Source organism: Leuconostoc inhae, assembly GCF_019656015.1.
Lineage (GTDB): Bacteria > Bacillota > Bacilli > Lactobacillales > Lactobacillaceae > Leuconostoc > Leuconostoc inhae_A.
Genome location: NZ_BPKW01000002.1, coordinates 1 through 23,079, shown reverse-complemented (window position 1 = coordinate 23,079; position 23,079 = coordinate 1). Strand labels below are relative to the sequence as shown.

Annotated in this window: 21 protein-coding genes and 1 riboswitch; of the genes, 19 read left to right on the top strand and 2 right to left on the bottom strand. The window is 35.0% G+C overall.

Features of this window, described 5'->3' with window-relative positions:
* The first annotated feature begins 174 nt into the window (after nucleotides 1–174).
* From K5Q14_RS02015 to K5Q14_RS01930, 18 genes are all read left to right on the top strand, one after another.
* On the top strand, nucleotides 175–1,569 hold the full coding sequence (locus tag K5Q14_RS02015) for a hypothetical protein (RefSeq protein WP_220734170.1): 1,395 nt from the start codon (nucleotides 175–177) through the stop codon (nucleotides 1,567–1,569).
* Complete coding sequence (locus K5Q14_RS02010) at nucleotides 1,550–3,211, top strand: lectin-like domain-containing protein (protein ID WP_220734169.1); 1,662 nt, start codon at nucleotides 1,550–1,552, stop codon at nucleotides 3,209–3,211. The genes K5Q14_RS02015 and K5Q14_RS02010 overlap by 20 nt, the downstream gene beginning before the upstream one ends.
* Nucleotides 3,212–3,426: 215 nt before the next feature.
* On the top strand, nucleotides 3,427–4,455 hold the full coding sequence (locus tag K5Q14_RS02005; protein WP_220734168.1) for an acyltransferase: 1,029 nt from the start codon (nucleotides 3,427–3,429) through the stop codon (nucleotides 4,453–4,455).
* On the top strand, nucleotides 4,455–5,666 hold the full coding sequence (locus tag K5Q14_RS02000; protein ID WP_220734167.1) for a glycosyltransferase family 2 protein: 1,212 nt from the start codon (nucleotides 4,455–4,457) through the stop codon (nucleotides 5,664–5,666). The genes K5Q14_RS02005 and K5Q14_RS02000 overlap by 1 nt, the downstream gene beginning before the upstream one ends.
* Nucleotides 5,632–5,949, top strand: a complete 318-nt coding sequence (locus K5Q14_RS01995) for a hypothetical protein (protein WP_246587517.1) — start codon at nucleotides 5,632–5,634, stop codon at nucleotides 5,947–5,949. Before K5Q14_RS02000 ends, K5Q14_RS01995 begins: the two co-directional genes overlap by 35 nt.
* Nucleotides 5,942–6,844: a polysaccharide deacetylase family protein gene (locus K5Q14_RS01990; RefSeq protein WP_220734166.1), complete on the top strand. Its 903-nt coding sequence runs from the start codon at nucleotides 5,942–5,944 to the stop codon at nucleotides 6,842–6,844. Before K5Q14_RS01995 ends, K5Q14_RS01990 begins: the two co-directional genes overlap by 8 nt.
* Nucleotides 6,845–7,311: 467 nt before the next feature.
* Nucleotides 7,312–9,159 (top strand): DNA primase, encoded by a 1,848-nt coding sequence (gene dnaG, locus K5Q14_RS01985; protein ID WP_220734165.1) that lies wholly within the window; start codon nucleotides 7,312–7,314, stop codon nucleotides 9,157–9,159.
* 66 nt (nucleotides 9,160–9,225) lie between these two features.
* The gene (gene rpoD, locus K5Q14_RS01980) at nucleotides 9,226–10,524 is read left to right on the top strand and encodes an RNA polymerase sigma factor RpoD (protein WP_220734164.1); all 1,299 of its coding nucleotides are present in this window, start codon (nucleotides 9,226–9,228) and stop codon (nucleotides 10,522–10,524) included.
* A 109-nt stretch (nucleotides 10,525–10,633) separates the two neighbouring features.
* A complete protein-coding gene (locus tag K5Q14_RS01975) occupies nucleotides 10,634–11,197 on the top strand; it encodes a QueT transporter family protein (protein ID WP_246587515.1) in 564 nt (187 codons plus the stop codon).
* On the top strand, nucleotides 11,197–11,934 hold the full coding sequence (locus tag K5Q14_RS01970) for a 3-oxoacyl-ACP reductase (RefSeq protein WP_220734163.1): 738 nt from the start codon (nucleotides 11,197–11,199) through the stop codon (nucleotides 11,932–11,934). The genes K5Q14_RS01975 and K5Q14_RS01970 overlap by 1 nt, the downstream gene beginning before the upstream one ends.
* Nucleotides 11,935–12,162: 228 nt before the next feature.
* Nucleotides 12,163–13,209: a 2,3-butanediol dehydrogenase gene (locus K5Q14_RS01965; protein WP_220734162.1), complete on the top strand. Its 1,047-nt coding sequence runs from the start codon at nucleotides 12,163–12,165 to the stop codon at nucleotides 13,207–13,209.
* Between the two features lie 99 nt (nucleotides 13,210–13,308).
* Nucleotides 13,309–13,788, top strand: a complete 480-nt coding sequence (locus K5Q14_RS01960) for a glutathione peroxidase (protein WP_220734161.1) — start codon at nucleotides 13,309–13,311, stop codon at nucleotides 13,786–13,788.
* 116 nt (nucleotides 13,789–13,904) lie between these two features.
* A complete protein-coding gene (locus K5Q14_RS01955; RefSeq protein ID WP_220734160.1) occupies nucleotides 13,905–14,903 on the top strand; it encodes an AI-2E family transporter in 999 nt (332 codons plus the stop codon).
* A gap of 89 nt (nucleotides 14,904–14,992) precedes the next feature.
* Nucleotides 14,993–15,136, top strand: a riboswitch (FMN riboswitch).
* Between the two features lie 123 nt (nucleotides 15,137–15,259).
* Nucleotides 15,260–16,303 carry a bifunctional diaminohydroxyphosphoribosylaminopyrimidine deaminase/5-amino-6-(5-phosphoribosylamino)uracil reductase RibD gene (ribD, locus tag K5Q14_RS01950; RefSeq protein WP_220734159.1) on the top strand — a complete coding sequence of 348 codons (1,044 nt, stop codon included), beginning with the start codon at nucleotides 15,260–15,262 and terminating at the stop codon, nucleotides 16,301–16,303.
* The gene (locus K5Q14_RS01945) at nucleotides 16,288–16,884 is read left to right on the top strand and encodes a riboflavin synthase (protein ID WP_220734158.1); all 597 of its coding nucleotides are present in this window, start codon (nucleotides 16,288–16,290) and stop codon (nucleotides 16,882–16,884) included. The genes ribD and K5Q14_RS01945 overlap by 16 nt, the downstream gene beginning before the upstream one ends.
* Nucleotides 16,877–18,070 (top strand): 3,4-dihydroxy-2-butanone-4-phosphate synthase, encoded by a 1,194-nt coding sequence (ribB, locus tag K5Q14_RS01940; protein ID WP_220734157.1) that lies wholly within the window; start codon nucleotides 16,877–16,879, stop codon nucleotides 18,068–18,070. The genes K5Q14_RS01945 and ribB overlap by 8 nt, the downstream gene beginning before the upstream one ends.
* A 13-nt stretch (nucleotides 18,071–18,083) precedes the next feature.
* On the top strand, nucleotides 18,084–18,554 hold the full coding sequence (gene ribH / locus K5Q14_RS01935) for a 6,7-dimethyl-8-ribityllumazine synthase (RefSeq protein WP_220734156.1): 471 nt from the start codon (nucleotides 18,084–18,086) through the stop codon (nucleotides 18,552–18,554).
* A 281-nt stretch (nucleotides 18,555–18,835) separates the two neighbouring features.
* Nucleotides 18,836–21,475, top strand: coding sequence for a cation-translocating P-type ATPase (locus K5Q14_RS01930; RefSeq protein ID WP_220734155.1), 2,640 nt, complete (start codon nucleotides 18,836–18,838; stop codon nucleotides 21,473–21,475).
* Between the two features lie 100 nt (nucleotides 21,476–21,575).
* Here the strand turns inward: K5Q14_RS01930 and K5Q14_RS01925 are convergent, their stop codons facing one another.
* Nucleotides 21,576–22,217 carry an Rgg family transcriptional regulator gene (locus K5Q14_RS01925; protein ID WP_246587514.1) on the bottom strand — a complete coding sequence of 214 codons (642 nt, stop codon included), beginning with the start codon at nucleotides 22,215–22,217 and terminating at the stop codon, nucleotides 21,576–21,578.
* Nucleotides 22,159–22,416, bottom strand: coding sequence for a helix-turn-helix domain-containing protein (locus K5Q14_RS09750; protein WP_246587513.1), 258 nt, complete (start codon nucleotides 22,414–22,416; stop codon nucleotides 22,159–22,161). The genes K5Q14_RS01925 and K5Q14_RS09750 overlap by 59 nt, the downstream gene beginning before the upstream one ends.
* A 149-nt stretch (nucleotides 22,417–22,565) precedes the next feature.
* Here K5Q14_RS09750 and K5Q14_RS01920 point away from each other — a divergent pair.
* The coding region (locus K5Q14_RS01920) for a KxYKxGKxW signal peptide domain-containing protein (protein WP_220734154.1) at nucleotides 22,566–23,079 on the top strand (514 nt) is incomplete at its 3' end.

The window sequence follows — 23,079 nt, the reverse complement described above, 5'->3', positions numbered from 1 at the left end:
TTTTTGCGTCATGGGTTATTCTCCTACGTCTATTATATCGTAGTAGAAACCGTGTCCATGTTTTTAGACTAACACCATCATAGTGAAAAAATAGTAATTGTATATTAATATTTTGCTTTATTGATGTGTGTTAAAATCGATGAGGTTAGTAAATTAAATATAAGAGAGACAAGCATGCAAAATTTGAATTTTTTTCTGAATAAAAATGATGCGTTAAAAATTGACTTAATTAATTATATTTTGGAAAATGATTTTAATTCATATGATATGCGCCAGCTAGAAACTGAATTTTCAATATCAGATTATATGCTAAAAGAAACGATAGATTCCTTAAATATTGACTTGCGTAATCAATTACATTTTGAGTGGCTATTTATTGAGAAAGGTATTGTTTATCAACAGTACCTTATGACACGGTACCATCTTTACAAAATTGCAAAGTATTATTTTTCGTTATCGCCATTGAAAATTATCCTAGAACAAAGGATACTAATTGGAGATTTTCCAAAATATACTGCTATGCAAGCAGAATATGGTTGGAGTACGTCATATTTTTTTTCACAAAGAAATCAATTGATTAATTTAGTTGAAGACCAAAGTAGCTTTACGTATATACAATTTGTTTATACAAGCTTTACATATTTTGACTCAGTACCTAATTTTAGTGAACGTGTTCATAACATAAGCAACGAAATTTTGACATTTTTATTCAAAAAGCAACTGATAGATAAACGCAGATATGAACATGAAAAATTGTTAATAGAGATATGCGTGTCTGAAATTCTTAATAATGAGCACAATTTATTTAGTCATGCGAAGAGCGAAACAAACTTATTGATCCAAACAGATCAGTTTCTTCCCAAAAAAATTTTATCGCTCATCGGTACTTCAGAATCCAATTATTTAATAGTGTTATTAAGCGTGTTAGATTCTTTTGATTTTTTAAATATAACTGATCAATATTCTTATACAAATCAAAAGGCGATTAATCAAATTGACAAATTAATCCATCCTTTAGTCTCGTCGTTTTTTGATACGTTTGATGATGAGACAATTGATAGGCTAAGTATGAACATCGCTTGTTATACACAACGATTTAGCCAGAAAAGTCAATGGGTGTTTTCTTTAGAGGGTCAAGTATCCATTTCATATTTTAGAGATATATTTCCTTCAGTGGTTTGTTTTTCAGAAAGACTGGTTGAACAAATAAATAAGCATGGCGAATTAATTTTGAGCAAATATCTTAATTTCTATCTCTTTAATATTATTAGCATCATGTATGAAGAAATTACATCTTCAAAAGTTGATGCTGTAAAAATCAACGTTAGTTTTTCTGCAACAGAATTAACCAATGAAATGATCAGTTCAATGCTTAAAAATCATATTAATCATGCGAGTGTTTCTTTTATTAAAAATACCAAAAATGCTGATATATATTTGTCAGATACGATAAATGATGACGTGACAGGTGAGCAAGTTATATGGAAAAAGCCACCAATTATAAGTGATTGGAAAGCATTAGGCGAATTAATTATTAAAATAAAACAACATGGTAAAAAAATATTTTAAAAAGAAAAATTTAATCTATGCAACGACTATTGCGATGCTTTTTTCTCCAGCGTCTAGTCTATTTAATTGTCAAAATATTAAAGCTGAAAGTCGTATACTTAACAATCAAAGCAATTCTAATAATGATCTTGATCATTTTGAACTTAATGGTTCTGCTAGATTACAAAACAATACTTTTACGTTGACTGATGATCAAAATCATCAATCTGGCACAGCATTTCTGAATACGCCTATCGATTTTTCAAAAAGTATAGCCTTGGATTTATTGATCAACATTGGCAATAAAAAGCAACAGATAGGTGGCGGTGATGGCATTGCGATTAGTTTTGTGCCACTAAAAAAAATTAGTGAGATCGCAAAAGCAGATGGTGGTGCGTTGGCGCTTGGTGGTATACCCAATGTATTCGGATTTAAAATTGACACTTATTTCAATAGATATGGTGAAATAGGCAAATTTGATGCCGATCCTGGCCAATTTGGACATATACAAGGTAATGGGGAAGCATTCGGAGCTTTTTTTGAATCATCTGAAAATGGCGTGATTAAAACGCTTGGCCAAGAAGCAACAAAAATTACGGTTCCTAAAGTGCATGTTTTTCAACCCCTAACCTTTGTGTATGATAAAAATACTGATGTGGTAAACGTGACGTATGATAACCAGAATTGGCGATATCAACTGAACCGGACACAAACATTTGACCAACCAATGGTACTTGTTATTTCAGCAGCAACGGGACATAATCATAATTTGCAGCAAGTTATTGTTCGTAAAACTGATTTTCAACCTTTTACATCAAAAGTGACTATTAATTATTTTGATGCAAAAAAGAACAAACTAAGTCCGTCAACTGAATTGTCTGGAAATATCAATGCGCAATATGTTAGCCAACCAAAAGATATACCAGGATATCAGGTCATTAGTACACCTAAAAATAGTGTTGGTCTTATTTCTGAAACAAATGAGGCTGTCGATTACTATTATAAACCGATGAAGCATGATGTCGTTATAACATACAAGTATCATAATAATGTATTGAGAAAAGATATTTTATCTGGAAGTAGTGATGAAAAAATAAGTTATTCACCTAATTTAGTTCTTAAAGTTTTAAAAGATTATCAGGTCAGCCATTCTGAATGGCTGGGAGAATTTCTAATCCCTAAAAATGATACGCCTATCTGGTATTTTGAAATAACTTTAGTTAAAAAGCCAATAGTAACAGTGAAAGAAGCGCCAAAAATAACTCATAATCATGGACAAACTGCGAAGTCCAAATCCAGCGTATCGCATAAACAAGACATTGTAAAAGCAAGCAACGATCCATCAATGGCACAAGAACAAATAAAAAGTGTTGCAAAAGAAGTGGAAAATGATTCTAAAGCGGCTATTGAAAAATCAAAGAATAACAAGGTTTCTACAACTGGTTTGGTTTCTTTGAATTATGTCACGTCATCACATGAACAATTCATACATCATAGTGTTGCTCAAACGCTTTATTCGAATAATAGGGATGGTGATGACGTTTTATTTCAGAAAAATATCGCTTTGAAACGCACACAACCTAGCCCTATAGATGGCAATATAACTAATTTTACGCATGTTTTAGTCACATTATCAGCATTTACGACATTTACAAATAGATGACATAGTCACATTTTTCATATGACGCAATCAGAATAAATTTCTGATTGCGTTTTTTGAATTCAGTGCTATTTAAATTGTCAAACAATTATTTTTTTCTGTTTTTATTATTTTTAGCAAAACAGAAAAAATTATACACAGTATTTTTAGGTAAGATAGTCTGGTGCACGGCCTGTAGGCGCCACGCACCAGACTATTTTTAAAGGAGTTTTAAGGTGATGCGTTTTTATCAAATTGATTGCATTAAGGTATTTGCTGTTTTTTCCGTCGTGGCTGTTCATTTTTTATTAAATTCAGGATTTTATGACATCCAAATTAATTCATGGTTAGCCTATTTTTATACACTACTACGTTTAATTTTTATCACAGCGGTACCATTGTTTATTATGACAACAGGTTATTTGATGGGTGAAAAAAAACTGAGTTCAGAATACGTTGCTCGCTTATTTAAAATATTAATTGTTTATGTTGTTGTATCATTAATCGATTGGGTAGGACAAACCATATTTTTAAACCATATTATGTCGTTTAAGGATGCTCTATATGGATTACTCGATTTTTCAACGAACAGCTATTCTTGGTACGTTGAAATGTATATTGGATTATATCTTATCATACCAATTTTAAATGCTGCGTGGCATAACCTGTCAGAACAGCGATATCACAACTATATTGTATTGCTTGCCTTCATACTTCTATTTTTACCTTCTTTATTTAATTCAGGTGGAAAAATTATATCTGATTGGTGGACTGGTGCATATCCTGTCGGTTATTACTACATAGGATTATATTTAAAAACGTACCCTGAAAAATATCAAAAACTAAGCACACGATTTGTATGGGTAGCTTCTTTTATGATATTTGTAGTCTTATCAACGTTGACGTTATTGGCTAACTATCACAAAATATTCTCCTGGACAAATGAAAATGATTATATGGGTTATCAAACGATGGTAATGGCTATTCTAATTTTTGTCCTATTACTAAGACTGCCGTTTAACAATAAGGCAGTTCGTAATTATCGATTGTTAACTAAAATTTCAAGTATAACATTGACCATATATCTTTTTTCAGATCTTAGTGACAGCATCATTTATAATCAGTTTAAAATACTTGTGCCAGAGATGGAACACCGCCTTCTTTTTGGACCAGTCGTGGTCACGTTGTCTTTTCTAATAGCTACCATACTTGCTATTATTGTCGAATATTTTATAAAAAAATTTTCTAAATCCAGTAGGAGGGTTTAATGGTTCCTTTTTTTAATGTCGTTCAACTTTATACAGCCTATTATCCGATAATTATGACTATAGTCTGGATTATGGGATCATGGGTTTCAGGACTAATGACTCACCGCGCTATGATAAAAAGTGATTCTCAAGCAAAAGTAACCATTTTATTAGCCATGTTTAATGAAGAATATACAATTGGTACAGCGTTAAATTCTCTGAGTTATTTGACGTATGAGAACTTTGATGTTGTCGTTGTCGATGATAAAAGTGAAGATGAATCAGTCACTATCGTTATGCGTTGGATGACGGCGCATCCGACTATTAAAACGAGACTCATACAACTACCAGAGAATGTTGGGAAGGCTGCAGCCTTGAATGAAGCGATTAAAGTCATTCATGCTGATTTTGTTTTGGCAACTGATGCTGATGCAACTTTGGCTCCGGGTAGTATTCAACAGTTGTTGGCAAGTGTGACCAATGACCGTATTGGTGCTGTTACTGGTAAACCAATTGTTCGTAATCGCACAACGTTGTTAGGGCGATTACAAGCACTAGAATATGTCGTTATCATAGATCGAATTAAAAGAGCTCAGGATAGTTTTTATGGCGGTATTATGACAGTTGCTGGCGTCATTTCTCTATATCGAACGGATGCTTTACGTGACGTTGGGGGCTTTGATAGTGCGGCAATGACAGAGGATATTGATATTACCTGGCGACTTAAGAAAAACAATTGGCAGGTGCATTATAATCCTAAAGCATTGGTTTATATACTAGTGCCTGAAACATTGAAAGGCTTCTTTAAACAGAGAACACGTTGGTCTGTCGGCGGACTAGAGGTGCTATTGAGAAACATCAGTTGGTCGTGGAAGCAAGGATTTTCTGCTCAAACATTATTATTACTTGATATGTGTTTTAGTCATATTTGGGCCTGGTTTTATGTGATGACCATGACGTCATTTATAATCACTTCATTTGCTACAAGAACATTTTCTTTACCAGGTGTTATTATTTTTTTATACGTCTTATTATTTATAATCATGTTTATACAAGGCATACGCCAAGACGAAAAACAATCTCATTTAAGTAAGCGTGATTTATTTGAATTACCATTTTATAGTATTTTTTATTGGTCAACAGCATTGATGACAGCAATTATGTCTCAATTTGTTGTGATATTTAGTAAAGATTCCAATGGCAAATGGACTAGTCCGGACAGAGGTAGGTAATTTTAAAATGTACAATATTATTAGACGAAAGAATTTATTAGGAAATTTTTTTTCATGCCTCGCAAGCTTATTTTCTTGGGGATTGATTATAGGAATTATGTTACTATGTTTAGCAACGCAATGCGGTATTTATTCCGATGGCATCGTTGTTTTACAATTGCTTTTAGGTGTTAATATGGCGGGTATGAATCAGGGCATACATGTGCTTATGATTTGTGTGACTTTAATCATTTTGCCAACACTCATGGGTGTACTTGCCAAAAGAAGGACAAAACATGCTTAAGAAACAACGAAAAATATTAATTTTTATTATTTTTTTGATGATTACCTGTTTTGTGGCATTAATCTGGTTATCATGTGATCAAATAAAACTTCAAAAAAAGCAAAGACAACATGTGGATTATACGTATAAGAATTTCGCGGCCAATAATAAGTCTGTTACTGACGGTGTCATTATTTTAGCTTATCATCGTATTCTTAAAGATAGTGTCACAACGTCCGTCGCACAAAAGGTATCACAAAATCCGCAATTACATGAATATAATGTTAATGAATCAAAATTTGTCAAACAGATGGCATGGCTAAAAAATAATAGCAGCGTATGGTCAATGGCAACGTTTCTTAACAAAGTACAAGACAATGACATCAAGGGAAAACATGTCGTCATAACATTTGACGATATTGATACAACATTACCACGTAATGTTGCACCAGTGATGAGTGATAAAAAAATACCGTATACCATGTTTGTAATTACAGGTAAGGTTGGTCAAAATATGGACGGGGAACAGATGGCATCTTGGCAGCAATTGAAACAGCTGGCAAAAAATCCATTGGTTGATGTTGGTTTGCATACCCATAAGTTACATTATCAAGAAAATAATCAGCCTATTCTATCAACTAATCACATTTCAAAACAGCGAATGATTGCTGATTATAAAAAATCGTACCAAACGCTACAACAAAAAATGCAGGTTAAACCAACTGTATTTGCGTATCCTTACGGTAGTAAAAATAAAAATTTAACGCATTATATGGCTGGGCATGGTATGCAAGGTATTTTTTTATTAGAACCTGGGATTATTACAAATGACTTAGCAAACATAAAAAAGGGTATACCACGATTTATCGTTACCAATTCAAACTTCAATGCTCTGCAGTTATGGTTAGAAAATTAATTAATAATGCGACATAAGGTGTGAAAATGTTTAAACATGTCATTCTGATTTTAGGGAAAATTTTTTATCACAACAATGGTGATTTATATTGTCAATAAGCAGTCCTTAGCTGATTATCAAAGTCTGATGATAAAGGCATATCCAATAAATGACAAATACGGAGACAAACTTTTAAAAAATAATCGATGCGCAATTAATTTTTTACAATCTATCGGTCAAAAATAAAATGATGGTATCATATTATTCATAATTGAATAGAAACACGCCTAAAAAGGTGAAAAAATCATGTGCCAAGTGATTTTTAGTTGACATAATCTGGCCAATGAAAAAAAGAAAGGTTGATGTAACAGTATGTCAGGCAACGTTGCAGGTATTGACAAATTACGTTGTACGACGTATAATTTAGTGTAGTTCAATTGAAATGTCGCAGACTGTTGTTTGCGACATTTATTGTTGAAAGGTGGTCTATGGCAAGTAGAATTCCAGAATCGTTCATTGCGGAAGTACGTCAAAAAGTGAATATCGTCGATGTGATTAGCCAATATACTGATCTCGTTAAACGTGGTAGGCAATGGAATGGCTCTTGTCCATTTCATGATGATCATCATCCGTCATTGTTTGTTGAAGAAAATAAGCAAGTGTTCAATTGCTTTTCTTGTGGCCGATCGGGATCAGTTTTTTCATTTTTAATGGAAAAAGAAGGCATGAGTTATCCGGAAGCAATTTTGTCATTAGCTGAAAGTGCAGACATGCAGGTTGATAGTAGTATTTCTGCTAGTGTCACGCAACAAGTTGATAGTACAACACAAAGTATTTACCAATTACATACTGCTGCACAACGACTTTATCAGCACATATTGTTGAATACAACGTCTGGCGAGCAAGCATTGGCTTATCTTCATGATAAACGTCAATTAACTGATGATATTATCAAACATTTTGGCATTGGATTTGTCCCAGAAGATAATGCCCTATTAAGTTATGCAACTGAACAAAATATTTCTCGAGAGATAATGCGAACATCGGAGTTGTTTATTGCGAATGATCAAAGTGAATTACGAGATCGCTTTTCTGGTCGCGTAGTTTGGCCAATTAAAACTGAACGTGGTCAAGTCGTTGGCTTTTCTGGTCGTGCATTAAATGCTAATAATAGCATCAAGTATATGAACAGTCCAGACAGCCCTTTTTTTACAAAAGGAAAGATTTTATATAATTTTGATCTTGCTAAAAATCAAATTCGTCAAACAAATACGGTGATGATTTTCGAAGGATTTATGGATGTTATTTCTGCAAATATGGCCGAAAAGTCTGTTGGTGTAGCGACAATGGGTACGGCGCTGACACGTGATCATGTGAGAACATTATCACACATAGCTAAACGTATTTTATTAGTATATGACGGTGATGAAGCAGGGCAAAATGCAGCACGTCGTTCTATTGATCTTATTCGAGAATATGCACAAAATATTGACATTGGTGTGGTATATTTGCCAGATCATCTAGATCCAGATGAAGTACGTATGCAGCGTGGATTACCAGCATTAAAACAAGCACTAGAACAAAATATTCAAACACCAGTAGAGTTTTTAGTCAACGCAGCGCGTATCGGAAAAAATTTAAGTAACCAAGTACAGTATCTTGCATTTTTACAAGACGTGATGGCTACATTGAAATCTGCATCGCCTGTTGAACAAGATATTCAATTAACGCGAATTGCTAACGAATTTGGCACCTCAAAGCACGCGTTGCAAACACAATTACAACAAAGTATCAACCAAAAATCAAATGCATCCCCCAAAAACTATAGTACAATGGTTGAACCACCAGTATATAGCAATGATTATGATATTGGTTTAAACCAAGCAGATATTAATCAAAGTGTTACACAAGTAGAACAGGCTGAAAGAGCATTAATCATGGCAATGATTAAATCATCACAAGTGATGCTTCAAGTAAAAGAAACAGCTGGCTTTGCCTTTGTACATCCAGATTATCAATTATTAATGATGTTGACAAATATCTATCAATCTCAGCATCCTGGAGATTTTGATTTAGCGCAGTACATGGATTTTATCCAAAAACCAGAATTAAATCAGAAAATTATGGCAATCGATCGATCCTATGGTGACCTGACGATTGAAAAAGCTGCAATTAATGATTACCTTCGTATTATTATGTATGATGCACCTATTGATGCGCGAATTCGTGAATTGCAACAAGCGATTAATACAGCTAAGCAACAGCATGATGATACAAAATTATTACAGCTCATGACAGAGTTAATTAATATCAAAAAGAAACAATCACAATTATAAATATAATCAAAGACATGTGTTTATCACAAACCTTTGAAATGCCCTTTGTGCTAGGAGAAATAATCAATGGCAACTATTTTAGCTTCAAGTAAAATTTCAGACATCAAAGACTATCTAGATGAACAAAAAATTTCATATAATAGTCGTGCTAAAAAAGCAGAACTTTTAGCGTTGGCACAAGGTAAGACACCAGAGGAAGCCGCTGCTGCTGGAAAAGCTTCCAAGCCTAAGGTAGCAAAAAAATCAGGAATTATTAAAAATCCAGAATATGATAAAGCTGTTAAGGCATTGATTGCGGAATATAAAGCTGCTAAATCAATCACATATGCAGATTTAGCAAAAAGACTAGCAGAACCATTTAACCTAGACGGTGAAAATATCGAACGGTTAATGGAAAAAGTTGAAGATTCTGGTGTTGCAATCGTTGATGAAAAAGGTGAACCAGCGCCAGAAGTATTAAAGGCAAAGCAAAACAAACCATCTAAAGAAGAGCTAGATCAAGCACAAGAAACACCTGCTGGTATTAAAATAAACGATCCTGTTCGTATGTACCTCAAAGAAATTGGTCGTGTCAATTTATTAAAGGGCGATGAAGAAATTAATATTGCTAAACGCATTGAAGATGGCGATATTGAAGCTAAACAAGAATTAGCAGAAGCCAATTTACGATTGGTTGTCTCTATTGCTAAACGATATGTTGGCCGTGGAATGCAATTTTTAGATTTGATTCAAGAAGGCAACATGGGTTTGATGAAAGCCGTTGATAAATTTGATTACACTAAAGGATTCAAGTTTTCAACCTATGCTACCTGGTGGATTCGTCAAGCAATAACACGCGCTATTGCTGATCAAGCACGCACCATTCGTATTCCTGTTCATATGGTTGAAACAATCAATAAATTAATCCGTATTCAGCGCCAGTTGTTGCAAGATTTGGGTCGTGAACCATTACCAGAAGAAATTGGGGCTGAAATGGACTTGACGCCTGATAAGGTACGCGAAATATTAAAAATTGCGCAAGAGCCAGTTTCGCTTGAAACACCGATCGGTGAAGAAGATGATTCACATTTAGGCGACTTCATTGAAGACAATGAAGCTGTTTCACCGGCTGATTCAGCAGCGTATGAAATGTTACGTGAACAACTTGAATCTGTTCTGGAGACATTAACTGACCGCGAAGAAAATGTGTTACGTTTGCGCTTTGGTCTCGAAGATGGCCGCACACGTACGCTTGAAGAAGTAGGCCGTGTATTCGGTGTTACAAGAGAACGTATTCGTCAAATTGAAGCTAAAGCATTACGTAAGCTTCGCCATCCTAGTCGTTCTAAGCAACTAAAAGATTTTATGGATGATGGTAACAACTAACTATTTTTGAAGCTACAGATTCTGTGGCTTTTTTTATTACCATATGTTATGCTACTTGTTAGCGGTTCATCAACCATCCCGCTTATAAAAAAACTAGGAGATTTTTATTGTGCAAAAAAATCCAACTCAAACAAATCCTTCTATTGGTCAAGTACAAAACATTACGATGATTGCGGTCATTGCCGCTGTTTATGCTGCCATTACGTTTGTGATTCAACCATTTGCGTTTGGACCCGTACAATTACGTGCTTCTGAGGGACTAAATCACTTAGCAGCCTGGAATAAACGCTACATTATTGCATTAGGATTGGGTGTGTTTATTGCTAATCTTGTGTCACCACTTGGCTGGATTGATTGGATATTTGGGACTATGGGCACCGTTGTTATGACAGGAATTACCTATTTAGTGACACGTCGTGTTAAACATGCTGTTACAAAAATTATAATCAGTTCGGTCGTGGTTGCCACCATAGGCATGGCAATTTTAGCTGCAGAATTCACATTGGCTTTCAATATTGGTGCTAGTGGCGCATTTCCTTCAGGTTCAACGGGTGGTATTTTTGCTCAGTGGTTGGCATATTATTTAAGCGTGATGCCAGGTGAAGTTGCTTCATTAATTGCTGGTGGTATTGTTATCTATGCATTAAGTAAAATAGTTGATTTAAGTAAATAATGATTGAACAAAATTATACAAATAAAAATATTTTATTAACCGGTGCCGCATCAGGGATCGGTTTTTCGCAACTAACAACATATTTAGATTCAGGTGCGGTTGTTTATGCATTAGATTATCAAGAAATCCCTTTAAAGCACCCGCGACTTCATACTTTTCAAACTGACTTAAGTGAACATGACGTCTTACTAGCACTTGTTAAAACACTAACGAATTCAGTTGATTTTGATATATTATTAAATACGGCTGGTATTTTAGACAACTATCAACCATCAATGAACACGTCACTATCTGAGTGGCAATTGGTGTTGAACACTAATTTGACACCGATGTTTATTTTAAGCAATGCTGTGTTACCAGCAATGCTAGCACGTGGCTATGGTCATATTATTAATATGGCTTCAATTGCTGGCTTTTCAGCTGGTGGTGGTGGTGCAGCTTATACGGCAAGCAAACATGCTATTATTGGTTATACAAAACAATTAGCATATGATTATACGGCACTGGGATTGCATACAAATGCTATTGCTCCTGGTGCGATTAAAACGCCTATGAACGCGGCAGACTTTACTGGCACTGGTGATATGGCTAAAAAAGTTGCGTCTCAAACACCAGCAAAACGTTGGGCAACCGCACAAGAAGTTGCTGATTTGACGTTATATTTAACAAGCCCTCAAGCTGATTATATTAATGGCACGGTACTGCCAATAGACGGTGGTTGGACAATCGGGCATTAATTGACTATTTTATTAGGTGCATACGCATAAAGATATGATTCAAAACAAAAATTGTGACTAAATTAAAACTAATAGTTCAAAATACTTTAAAAAACATCGCTAATAGAAGATAGTTTATACATATTATTGCATATTAAATAGTGTGATAATTCTCAATGAGTAGTGCTATAATAAAACCAAGCGCAAGCTTATTTTATAAATACGTAATCATGGTAAAGGAGAACTATAATGAAGGCAGCTGTATGGCATGGCGTTAAAGATGTTCGTGTTGAAGAGGTAGAATTAAAACCAACTAAATCAAATGAAGTTGTTGTGCGTGTTGCGTATGCTGGCATATGTGGCAGTGATTTGCATGAATATCTTGAAGGCCCAGTATTTATTCCGGTTGATAAACCAGATGAACTAACTAGTGGACAAGCGCCATTGACGATGGGGCATGAATTTTCAGGTGTTATTGAAAAAATTGGTTCAGACGTTACTAACTATAAAGTCGGTGATCATGTGTCAATTAATCCAACGATAACAAAAGGAAATGTACCGGATGATGTCGATGTTTATGATGGTTACAGTTTCATTGGTTTGAGTACTGATGGTGGTTTCACTTCACACGTCAATGTGCCTGAGGATAACTTATATCGGTTACCAGAAGATTTTTCAATGAAATTAGCAGCTACAATTGAACCTACAGCGGTTGCTGTTCAAGCTGTTAAGGAAGGTGGTCTTCGTTTCGGTGAAAAAGTAGTTATCTTTGGTGCCGGACCCATCGGTGTGCTAGTTGCTGCTGCTGCAAAAGCAGCTGGGGCAACTAAAATTGTTGCCGTTGATTTGTCGGAAGTACGTCTTAATAAGGCGCTTGAAATGGGTGCAACTGATATTGTTAATCCGAGCCAAGTCAGCGATACAGTAGCTGCCATTAAAAATATTATTCCTGGTGGTGCAGATGTTTCGTTTGAAGTAGCTGGCGTTCAACCTACATTCGAGCAAGCAATTGATGCAACACGGCCACGCGGTACAATGGTTATTGTGTCAATATTTGCGCGCCCAATTACATTTAACCCAATGCAACTTATGAATGCTGGCGTTAAATTAACAACGACCATTGCTTATTCAAGAGAAACTTTCCAACAAACTGTCGATCTTGTAAGCAGCGGTCAAATTGACGTGGCACCAGTAATTACTGATACGATTGAACTAGATAACATTGTGACTGATGGCTTTGAGTCATTAACGCATGATAAATCTCAAGCCAAAATTATAGTTGATTTAAGTAAATAATTATTAGAGCAGTCATTTTCTATTTGGAAAGGCTGCTTTTGTCTTATTATTAACAGGATAACTTGCATTTTGTAATGTAGGTCATAGAAAGGAAAATTAATGTCTGAAAATGTATATCAATTTACTGTCATGAAAGAGAACGGGGAAACTTATTCACTTGATGAACTACGAGGACAACCAATAATTATCGTTAATACAGCGACTAAATGTGGTTTTGCACCACAATTTTCAGAACTTGAAGCAATTTATCAACAATACAAAAATGAAGGATTAATGATACTTGGATTTCCATCAAATCAATTTAAACAGGAATTGAGTTCAAGTCATGACGCAGCAGAAGCATGTCGACTTTCTTATGGTGTAACCTTTCCAATGCATCATTTAATTGCAGTTAATGGTAAAAATACAGATCCTTTATTCACCTATTTGAAAAAAAACGCAACTGGTCCGGTCGGAAGTACAATTAAGTGGAACTTTACCAAATTTTTGGTTAATCGTGAGGGACAAGTAGTGAAACGTTTTGCGCCAAAAGCGAGTCCAAATGATATGATTGATGATATCAAAAAAGTGTTAAAGTAAGAAAAATAATATAAAAAACATTTTGGGTTCACGCCACACTGTCCAAAATGTTTTTTATATTATTCAACTTATTTTTGATATTTCGTATATAATATATGATATAGAGGGAGAGTTCAATGAATTCATTTATATCTTGGCGTCCTAGCCAACTGTACCGTTATTTTGTGTTAGCTGTTATTATTGTGCTTATTGTTTTTTTAAGGCAATTTATGTCATTACTACTGCTCACAATTATTTTTTCATACTTGGCGATTAATGCCGGTAAACGTGTATCTACTGTTTTAAAAACGTCTCGCGCAATATCAATTGCTTTAGTTTATATTCTGGTAATAGGTTTAATAATTTTAGGTATCAATCATGGGACAACAACTGTGATGCATCAAGTAAAAAGTATGATGGCATTAGCGACAGATACCAGTTGGCATACCAACGGTTTCCTAAGCGAAGTATATAAAAATATACATCAATATACGAATGTCTTAAATACTGATCAACTTATTTCAAAAGGCATTTCGCATTTAAATCAAGTTGGGCATATACTGTATGAGCTGATTTTAGCCATGCTATTTAGTTTTATATTTAGCATGACATACCCACAGTTGAAAGCGTGGTCTTTGAACTTTCTTCACAGTCCATACCATAAATTTTTTGGTGAATTTTATATTATTATTCATCGGTTTATTATTATTTTAGGCAGATTATTTGAAGTTCAACTCATGATAGGTGTCATTAATACAGCAGTCATGGTTGCTGTATTAGCAATTTTAAAATTTCCATACTTATTAGGATTTGCAATTTTGATATTTATTTTAGGATTAATTCCAGTTTTTGGGGTTATTATCTCATTAGTGCCATTAACGATTACTGCCTTTATCATTGGTAATTGGCATACAGTATTGATTATTTTAATAGCTGTCGCCTGCGTTCATTTTCTCGAATCATATTTTTTGCATCCACACTTTATGTCACAGCGAACACACATGCCGATATTAGTCATTTTACTCAATCTGATTATTATGGAAAAATTATTTGGTGTTTGGGGATTAGTGGTAGGTTTACCTATTTTAACATTTGTACTTGATTTCTTTAGAATTCAAAAGTTTAAAGGTCAATGAAGCCAGTTGCTCTGAAAGTTAAACTAACTTTTAGAGCGTTTTTTTATTGACATGCTATTTTTTTAATGTTAATCTTAACTTGTTAAATAATTAATCTTCGGGGCAGGGTGTAATTCCCGACCGACGGTGATGGTAGCTTGCTACCTCAGTCCGTGAACTGCGTTTTTATTAATGCGGTTGACACAGTTAAATTCTGTGACCGACAGTTAGAGTCTGGATGGGAGAAGATTTTAAAATGTCTTGGTATTGTTCGCGATATCTGGTCTTTTTGAATTGATATTAATATTTTAACCCCGATGTTATATTGATATAACTCGGGGTTTTTTGTTCTGAAAAAACAGGAGGAAAAATAAAAGATGGATGATTTAACATTAATGTCCTTAGCTGCAAAATACGCTGCTAAAGGAAAACCAGAAAAAACATTTGAAAATCCAAGAGTTGGTGCAATAATTGTCAACAATGATCGGATTTTGTCTGCTGGTTTTCACAAAGCCTATGGTATGTCACATGCTGAAATAGACGCTTTCAATCACTTAAGGGATAAATCCTCAGTTGTCGGGGCAACGATGTATGTTACTTTGGAACCTTGTGCGGTGAGAGGTAAGGTAGGATCATGTGCCGAAGAAATCAAACGTTGGGGGCTATCTCGCATTGTGATTGGTACCGTCGATCCTAATCCAGCAACTCGTGGAAAAGGTATTTTACGCCTTCGTCAAGCAGGTGTTCAGGTAGATATTTTAAATACGCAAGATAGCATACGTTTAAATCCTGCTTTTCATCATTATTTTGAAAAAAATGAGTCCTATGTACAGTTGAAACTAGCACAGTCTTACAATGAACGCGTGGCTGCACAGCCAAATAGGCAAACAAATATAACAAACAGCGTTGCTGATATAGATGTTCATCGACAGCGTGCATCTAAAAGTGCGATTCTTGTCGGCAGTCAAACAGTGCTTATTGATGCGCCTAGATTGACTGTTAGACATATTGACATATCTCATCGACAACCGTTGCGTGTCGTAATTGATCGACGTGGCCGATTAATAAAAAATCAATTGGTTAGTAAATCAGGTTGGTTAGTATACACGGAAAATCAAATATTTTTCGAAAAGGAACCAAATGCTGTATTAATGACAGCCGGTTTACCCGGTGTTTTAAAGGATTTGAAAAATAGACATATACAGTCAGTTATGGTAGAAGGGGGTCCAACATTAATTAAATCGTTTTTAAAATTAAATTTATGGCATGAGTTACTACTTTACACCTCAAAAGAACTATTACCGGATAGCGGTGTGAGTGGTCTACATTTAAGCCAAATTCCTGATCACACGTCGTATGTTGGCAATACAATAAAAAAAGTTTACATTAACCATAGGAGTGAGACATGTTTACAGGCATAACACAAACAACTGGCATGGTAGAACAAAAAGAAGTGTGTTCCGACAATAAATTACGGGTACGTATTAATACTGAGACACCTTATTTCGATGATAGTCAACTAGGCGACAGTATTATGGTTGATGGGGTATGTTTAACTATTGTGTCACGTAACAAAAAATGGGCGCTGTTTGATATTATGCTGCCGACATGCGAAGCAACAATTATTAAAAATTATCAGTTAGGGCAAATTGTTAATTTAGAAAAAGCGATGCTAGCATCAGATAGAATTGATGGTCATATTGTTTTGGGACACGTTGATGATACTGCTAAGGTGATTGATTCTGAAATGATTGAAACAACAACTATATTAACCCTAAGTCCTAAAAACAATCATTTAATGAATCAAATTGTTTCGAAAGGATCAATCGCTATTTTGGGTGTCAGCTTGACTGTTGTGCAAGCAACTGAAAACACTTTCAAAATTGGATTAATTCCATATACGATGGCACATACTAATTTAAGTAATCTAAAAATAGGACAAATAGTCAACATTGAGACAGATATTTTAGCAAAATATATTGCTGGGAGAAAAAATGATTAATAAGTCGATAACAAATGTACGTCAGGCAATAGCAGCATTAAAGCGAGGTGAATTAATTATTTTATCAGATGATAAAAGCCGTGAACATGAAGGCGATTTGGTCGGTTTAGCTTCTTTTGTGACACCAGAAAAAATTAATGAGGCGTTATCACTTGCAAGGGGACTTTTAGCAGTACCCATGACAAGTCAGCGTGCTGAATCATTAGGTTTATCACAGATGACTAGTAATAATTCTGAAAAATTTGGGACAAAATTTACTGTTAGTGCTGATCATATAGATAGTAAAACAGGTATTTCTGCGTATGAGCGCGCGAATACAATTAAACAATTAGCTAATTTAAGCACAACTGCTCTTGATTTTGAAACACCAGGGCACATTTTTCCACTAGTAGCTGAAGATGACGATGTATTAACAAGGCAAGGCCATACTGAAGGTGCGGTGGCACTTGCAAAAATTGCTGGCGTATCACCGGTAGCTTTTATTATTGAAATTCTTGACCAAGATGGGCATATGGCACTTGAACCAGCATTGAATAAATTAGCCAATGAGAATCACTTATTGCACTTGTCTATATCAGATATTGTTAGCTATCGTCGTCATGAAAAAGAACAAGTTATCAACGAAGGCGTAACGGTCCATTTACCTACAAACGATGGTGATTTTGACCTCACAGATTATGATGTTGGCGACATTGAGCCAACTATGTTAATTAGAAGTCGACACAATGTATCAGAAATACCACTTGTTAGATTGCATTCAGCGTGTGCGACAGGCGATTTATTTGGTTCTCAACGGTGTGATTGTGGGGCACAACTCAAGCAGTCCTTACAAATCATTGGCCGACAAGGCGGCGCGTTACTTTATTTACGGCAAGAGGGACGTGGTATTGGACTACATGAAAAACTACGTAGCTATGTTTTACAAGAAAATGATTATGACACCTACGATGCAAACATTCATCTTAATCATCAACCTGATGAAAGAGAGTATGCAACTGCAGCAGCAATTTTGAAATCTGCCGGTTTATCTAAAATTCGTTTATTAACAAATAATCCGGAAAAAATACAAAAATTACGTGACTTTGGGATTGAAGTTGTGTCGCATGTGCCGCTCATAACTGGGATAAATAATACTAACAGTGCATATATGACAACTAAAAAAATAAAATTTGGACATATGTTATAAGAAAGGGTTATTCATGATTTATACAGGAAATTTAACAAACCATCAGAATCGACACATTGCCATTATTATTAGCCGATTTAATACATTGATTACAGAACAATTATTAAGAGGTGCCCAAGAAACCTTGAAAATGCATGGTGTAGCAGAGGAAAATGTGACTATTTTTTGGGTTCCTGGTGCTTTTGAAATTCCACTTGTTGCAAAAAAAATTGCAAATACGAATCAGTTTGATGGCATTATAACATTAGGAGCCGTTATTAAAGGTGAAACATCACATTATGATTTAGTGATTAATGTTGCTGCAAACGGTATTAGCAATGTCAGTTTAGAAACTGGTGTGCCCTGTGTTTTTGGTGTACTAACAACTGACACCTTAGAGCAAGCACAGCATCGTTCTGGTGCAAAATCTGAGAATATTGGCACTGACGTGACAACCAGTTTATTGGAACTTTTGAGCATGTATGATCAAATCAATCAATTGTAAGTCTAAATAATCATCGGTTCGAATAGTTAAATAAAGCTCGTAGATTTAAATTTTAAAATCTACGAGCTTTTTATGAGGTTAAAACATAGATTTGATTAATTATGTTATGATATATATAGTACATTAATTAAATAAATACCATAATACGTGTTTCTTTTATCATCTATTACTAGTGTTGATACTGTTGCATCTCATAGAATGATGATAAATTTGTTATAAAAAATGGGAGTTATTTATTTTATAGTTGTATTAAAATGACTGAAAGTCAAGGAGGAATTCGAATGACAGCGTACCGAAAGGGTATTAAAGAAACAATAGCAGCGCAAAGTGCTAATGTGCAAGAAGGATTAAGTAAAGAACAGGTAATTGCTAACCGTGAAAAGTTTGGCAGTAATGTGTTTGTTACAAAAAAGAAGGAACCATTGTGGCACAAAATCCTAATGAGTTTAAAAGACGTTGCAACTATTATATTATTGATTGCGGCAGTTATCTCATTTGTAGCAACATACATAGAAGGAACAGGGCATTATTTTGAAAGCTTGCTGATTATTGGTATTGTGATCATTAACTCGTTCCTTTCAATTTTTCAAGAAGGTAAGGCTGAAAATTCATTAGCAGCGTTACATAATTTAAATCGTACACAAGTCAAAGTTTTACGAGATGGCGAGATCAATCTTGTTGATGCCGATGACATTGTGTTAGGTGACATACTAGTAATTGAAAACGGTAGCGCGATTGTAGCAGATGCTCGTTTAATTGAAGCAATTGAGTTACAAGCAGAAGAATCGGCATTAACTGGAGAAAGTTTACCGGTTGAAAAAGACGCCAATGCAACCTTTAGTTCAGATACTGAAGTTAGTCTAGGCGAGCGTGTAACAATGGTATATCGTGGGACGACAGTTGTCAATGGACATGGAAAAGCGATCGTCACGGCTGTCGGAATGCAAACTGAGATGGGTACAATTGCTGGTCTCCTTAATGCTGAAAATGGGACAGCGTTAACACCGCTACAACGACGTTTAGTTCAATTAGGTAAAAACATTTCTTGGGTTGCCATTGGCGCGGCAGTAGTTGTTTTGGTGCTTGGTATTGCGCAAGGGATGGATTTGAAACATATTTTCTTAACGGCAATATCGTTAGCGGTTGCGGTTGTACCTGAAACATTGGCTGTGATTGTCACGATGACATTAGCCTTAGGTGTGCAAAGAATCGCACAAAAACACGCCATTATTCGGCGCTTACCAGCTGTTGAAATTTTAGGAACAACAAATGTTATTGCTTCTGATAAAACGGGAACATTAACACAAAACAAAATGACTGTCCGTAAGGTATGGCAAAACGAACAAAACCATTTAAGTGAAATAAATGATGGCTTAGATATTCATGCTATAGAGGTTTTGTCATTGGCAGCCATTTCGACAAATGTGTCAATTAAAAAGAATAACGGTCAAACTGTATATGATGGCTTACCAACTGAAGTGGCCTTAGCCCGTGCTATTGAAAATGATCGTCCTCGTGATGAACTATTGGTTAACTATCCGCTGGTGGACCAAGTACCATTTAACTCTACAAAAAAGCGAATGACGACAGTTCATAAACGACCTGAAGGTGGTTATGTCGCAATTACAAAAGGCGCTTTTGATGTCTTGCTACCCATGATCAAGAATGGTAATGTGACGCAGGCCGAAAATATTAATACGACCTTTGGGCGCGAAGCATTACGTGTATTAACTATCGCAAAACAAACGTTTGATGTGATGCCTGAAAATCCCACACAAGCATTTTATGAACAAAACCTAACCTTAGTAGGATTAGTTGGTATTATTGATCCACCAAGACCAGAGTCGGCTCTAGCCGTTGAAAAGGCACGCTTAGCTGGAGTTAAGACAATTATGATCACCGGTGATCACGTTGAAACAGCCAGTGCGATTGCTTCTGAAATAGGTATTTTTCATGACGGGGATCAAACAATTACAGGTTCAGAATTGGCTAAGTTATCGGATCAAGAACTCGATGATAATATTAAATCGTATACTGTTTACGCACGTGTGACACCAACTGATAAAATCAGAATTATCAAATCATGGCAAAGACAAGACGCTACTATTGCAATGACTGGTGATGGTGTTAATGATGCACCTGCATTAAAAGCAGCCAATGTTGGTATTTCGATGGGTGAAACAGGCACGGACGTTGCGCGTGACGCATCGGATATTATTTTAACAGATGACAACTTTGCGACGATTGTTGATGCCATTTCTGAAGGACGTGGCGTCTATATCAAAATTCGAAAAACGATTAACTTTTTATTGAGTGCAAACATATCAGAAATAATTGTAATTTTGATTGCCATGCTTCTTGGATGGGGATCGCCACTGCTTCCGGTACATCTATTGTTCATTAATTTAGTGTCTGATGGCTTACCTGGATTTGCTTTGAGTCGTGAACCGATACTAACCAATGTCATGAATGAACCACCAATGCCTAAAAAAACTAATTTATTTGCACAAGGACTTGGGCGTCAAATTGCTATTAATGCGATGCTATTTGCAATTGTAACGTTAATAGCAATTTGGATTGGTCAACATGTGACTTTGGGTGGTTTGGCACCTAATGACCAAATTGGTCAAACATTAGCATTTATCGTTCTATCAATGACCTCAATTATTCATGTCTTTAATATCCGCTCAGAAAAGTCGTTATTTTCGATTAAATATAGTGCTAATCCTGGATTAGTCAATATGTCTATATTAGCAACTATTATCACACTGGTAGTCGCACTATTGCCTGTTACCCAAATATTGTTCGGCTTGGCAGCCGTTTCAGTAGGTCATTGGATAATTATCTTTATATTATCTCTTGTACCAACAATGATCCTTGAAATTTTGAAACGTATTCAACCGGCGTTATTTAAAGTTTAATGTTATAAATTAAACATCCTTAAATGACGACGTATAAAACCCTCAAAGTTAGATTTTATCCAACTTTGAGGGTTTTACTATGTTTATTAAGTGATAACTATTATTCAATTTTATAATGTGACAATATGTGATCAAATAATAGTTTCGTCGTATTAATGTGAAGACGTTTAATAATATCGTAAGCGTCACTAATTTTTTGTGTATCATCTTCAAAAATGCCTTCTAAAAATAATAGCCAAGTTTGAAATTCAAAGTCCTGCTGGGTAAATGTTAGATGTCTAATTTTAGCTAACAAATCACTTGTTATACGATGCTGATGTTGCATAATAGAAGATTCTAAAATCATAATTAATACTGGCGCTACCATACGGGACGTATTTTGAGACATAATTTTGTGCATATATTGTGCGATGATGTCTGTAACATAAGCTTGTATATGTTCAACGCTTATCATATTAGTGACAAAAAAAAGTAAACAAAGATCGTAGTATTGCCAATGTTCAATACCAAAGAAATAATCTGTGAGTTCTTGTTGTATAGATGAGGATGCCATATTAAAATCTAAATGATACATGGTGGATTTTGCCATTAAAAAGAAATGGCGTAGAGAAACATCGCCAGGACGATTAATAGACATGAGCGCGATTGAATCACAAATTTTTTGTAGCTTAATTTTATTTTGATCAAGATATACTTGTTCTAATTCCGACTTTAATAACGATAAACTGTTTTTTTTTTTCAAAAGCGGTTTCAAAGTAGTCGGCAATGGGCACATTTAAAATATCACAAATTTGTTGTAGTGCACGATCAGTTGGCGAGGTAAGCCCGTTTTCAATCCGAGATATCATAGATTGAGAGCCTATTAATTGGCCCAGTTCTTTTTGAGAAATTCCTCTTAATTTTCTTGTTTTTCTAATAATTGAATTACTCTTAACCAGCATTGTTTTCCCCTGTCTATAATATTCATTTATGCATATTATAAGAATCACTATTTTATTAGTGTATATTGAAAGGGTTGTTTATGTCAATTAAAGGTCGTTGAACCTAAGAGGGTCAGAAATAATGAATAAATTTTTGGAGAAAAATTAAGATGAAAAATCAAGAAACAATGTCCCGAAAAAAATTATACAAATCAGGTAAATTATGGGTTACTGCAGGCGTATCTTTGATTGTTGCTTTAGGCCTGTCTGTAGAGCAGGTTAGCGCTGATGCAACGCAAGATAATGCTGTTGCGACAACTAAAAAAGTAATGAATACCGATCAAGATGTACCTAATGCATCGACTCAAGCAAAAACAGTAAATGATAGTGCCCAAAATACCGTAACTACTAATGCGATAACTCAGCCGAATTCAACTCAAGATACTAACGATAAAACAACTAGTCAAGTTTCAGATAACACTGTACCTAATCAAAATCAGAATACTGATAGCAATGCAAAAACAGCACAGGTGAATTCTAATGTAGCTGTTAAAACGATTACTGATATATTGCCTGCAAATGACCAGGTGGTTAATAGTCAAAAAGAGACTAATACTGATCAAATAGCTAACGATCAAAAAGAGACTAATACTGATCAAATAGCTAACGATCAAAAAGATACTA

Bases quoted from the DNA above. Each gene is read 5' to 3' on its own strand.
- K5Q14_RS02015 (WP_220734170.1), top strand. From the start codon at position 175: ATGCAAAATTTGAATTTTTTTCTGAATAAAAATGATGCGTTAAAAATT.
- K5Q14_RS02010 (WP_220734169.1), top strand. From the start codon at position 1,550: ATGGTAAAAAAATATTTTAAAAAGAAAAATTTAATCTATGCAACGACT.
- K5Q14_RS02005 (WP_220734168.1), top strand. From the start codon at position 3,427: ATGCGTTTTTATCAAATTGATTGCATTAAGGTATTTGCTGTTTTTTCC.
- K5Q14_RS02000 (WP_220734167.1), top strand. From the start codon at position 4,455: ATGGTTCCTTTTTTTAATGTCGTTCAACTTTATACAGCCTATTATCCG.
- K5Q14_RS01995 (WP_246587517.1), top strand. From the start codon at position 5,632: ATGGCAAATGGACTAGTCCGGACAGAGGTAGGTAATTTTAAAATGTAC.
- K5Q14_RS01990 (WP_220734166.1), top strand. From the start codon at position 5,942: ATGCTTAAGAAACAACGAAAAATATTAATTTTTATTATTTTTTTGATG.
- dnaG (WP_220734165.1), top strand. From the start codon at position 7,312: ATGGCAAGTAGAATTCCAGAATCGTTCATTGCGGAAGTACGTCAAAAA.
- rpoD (WP_220734164.1), top strand. From the start codon at position 9,226: ATGGCAACTATTTTAGCTTCAAGTAAAATTTCAGACATCAAAGACTAT.
- K5Q14_RS01970 (WP_220734163.1), top strand. From the start codon at position 11,197: ATGATTGAACAAAATTATACAAATAAAAATATTTTATTAACCGGTGCC.
- K5Q14_RS01965 (WP_220734162.1), top strand. From the start codon at position 12,163: ATGAAGGCAGCTGTATGGCATGGCGTTAAAGATGTTCGTGTTGAAGAG.
- K5Q14_RS01960 (WP_220734161.1), top strand. From the start codon at position 13,309: ATGTCTGAAAATGTATATCAATTTACTGTCATGAAAGAGAACGGGGAA.
- K5Q14_RS01955 (WP_220734160.1), top strand. From the start codon at position 13,905: ATGAATTCATTTATATCTTGGCGTCCTAGCCAACTGTACCGTTATTTT.
- ribD (WP_220734159.1), top strand. From the start codon at position 15,260: ATGGATGATTTAACATTAATGTCCTTAGCTGCAAAATACGCTGCTAAA.
- K5Q14_RS01945 (WP_220734158.1), top strand. From the start codon at position 16,288: ATGTTTACAGGCATAACACAAACAACTGGCATGGTAGAACAAAAAGAA.
- ribB (WP_220734157.1), top strand. From the start codon at position 16,877: ATGATTAATAAGTCGATAACAAATGTACGTCAGGCAATAGCAGCATTA.
- ribH (WP_220734156.1), top strand. From the start codon at position 18,084: ATGATTTATACAGGAAATTTAACAAACCATCAGAATCGACACATTGCC.
- K5Q14_RS01930 (WP_220734155.1), top strand. From the start codon at position 18,836: ATGACAGCGTACCGAAAGGGTATTAAAGAAACAATAGCAGCGCAAAGT.
- K5Q14_RS09750 (WP_246587513.1), bottom strand. From the start codon at position 22,416: ATGCTGGTTAAGAGTAATTCAATTATTAGAAAAACAAGAAAATTAAGA.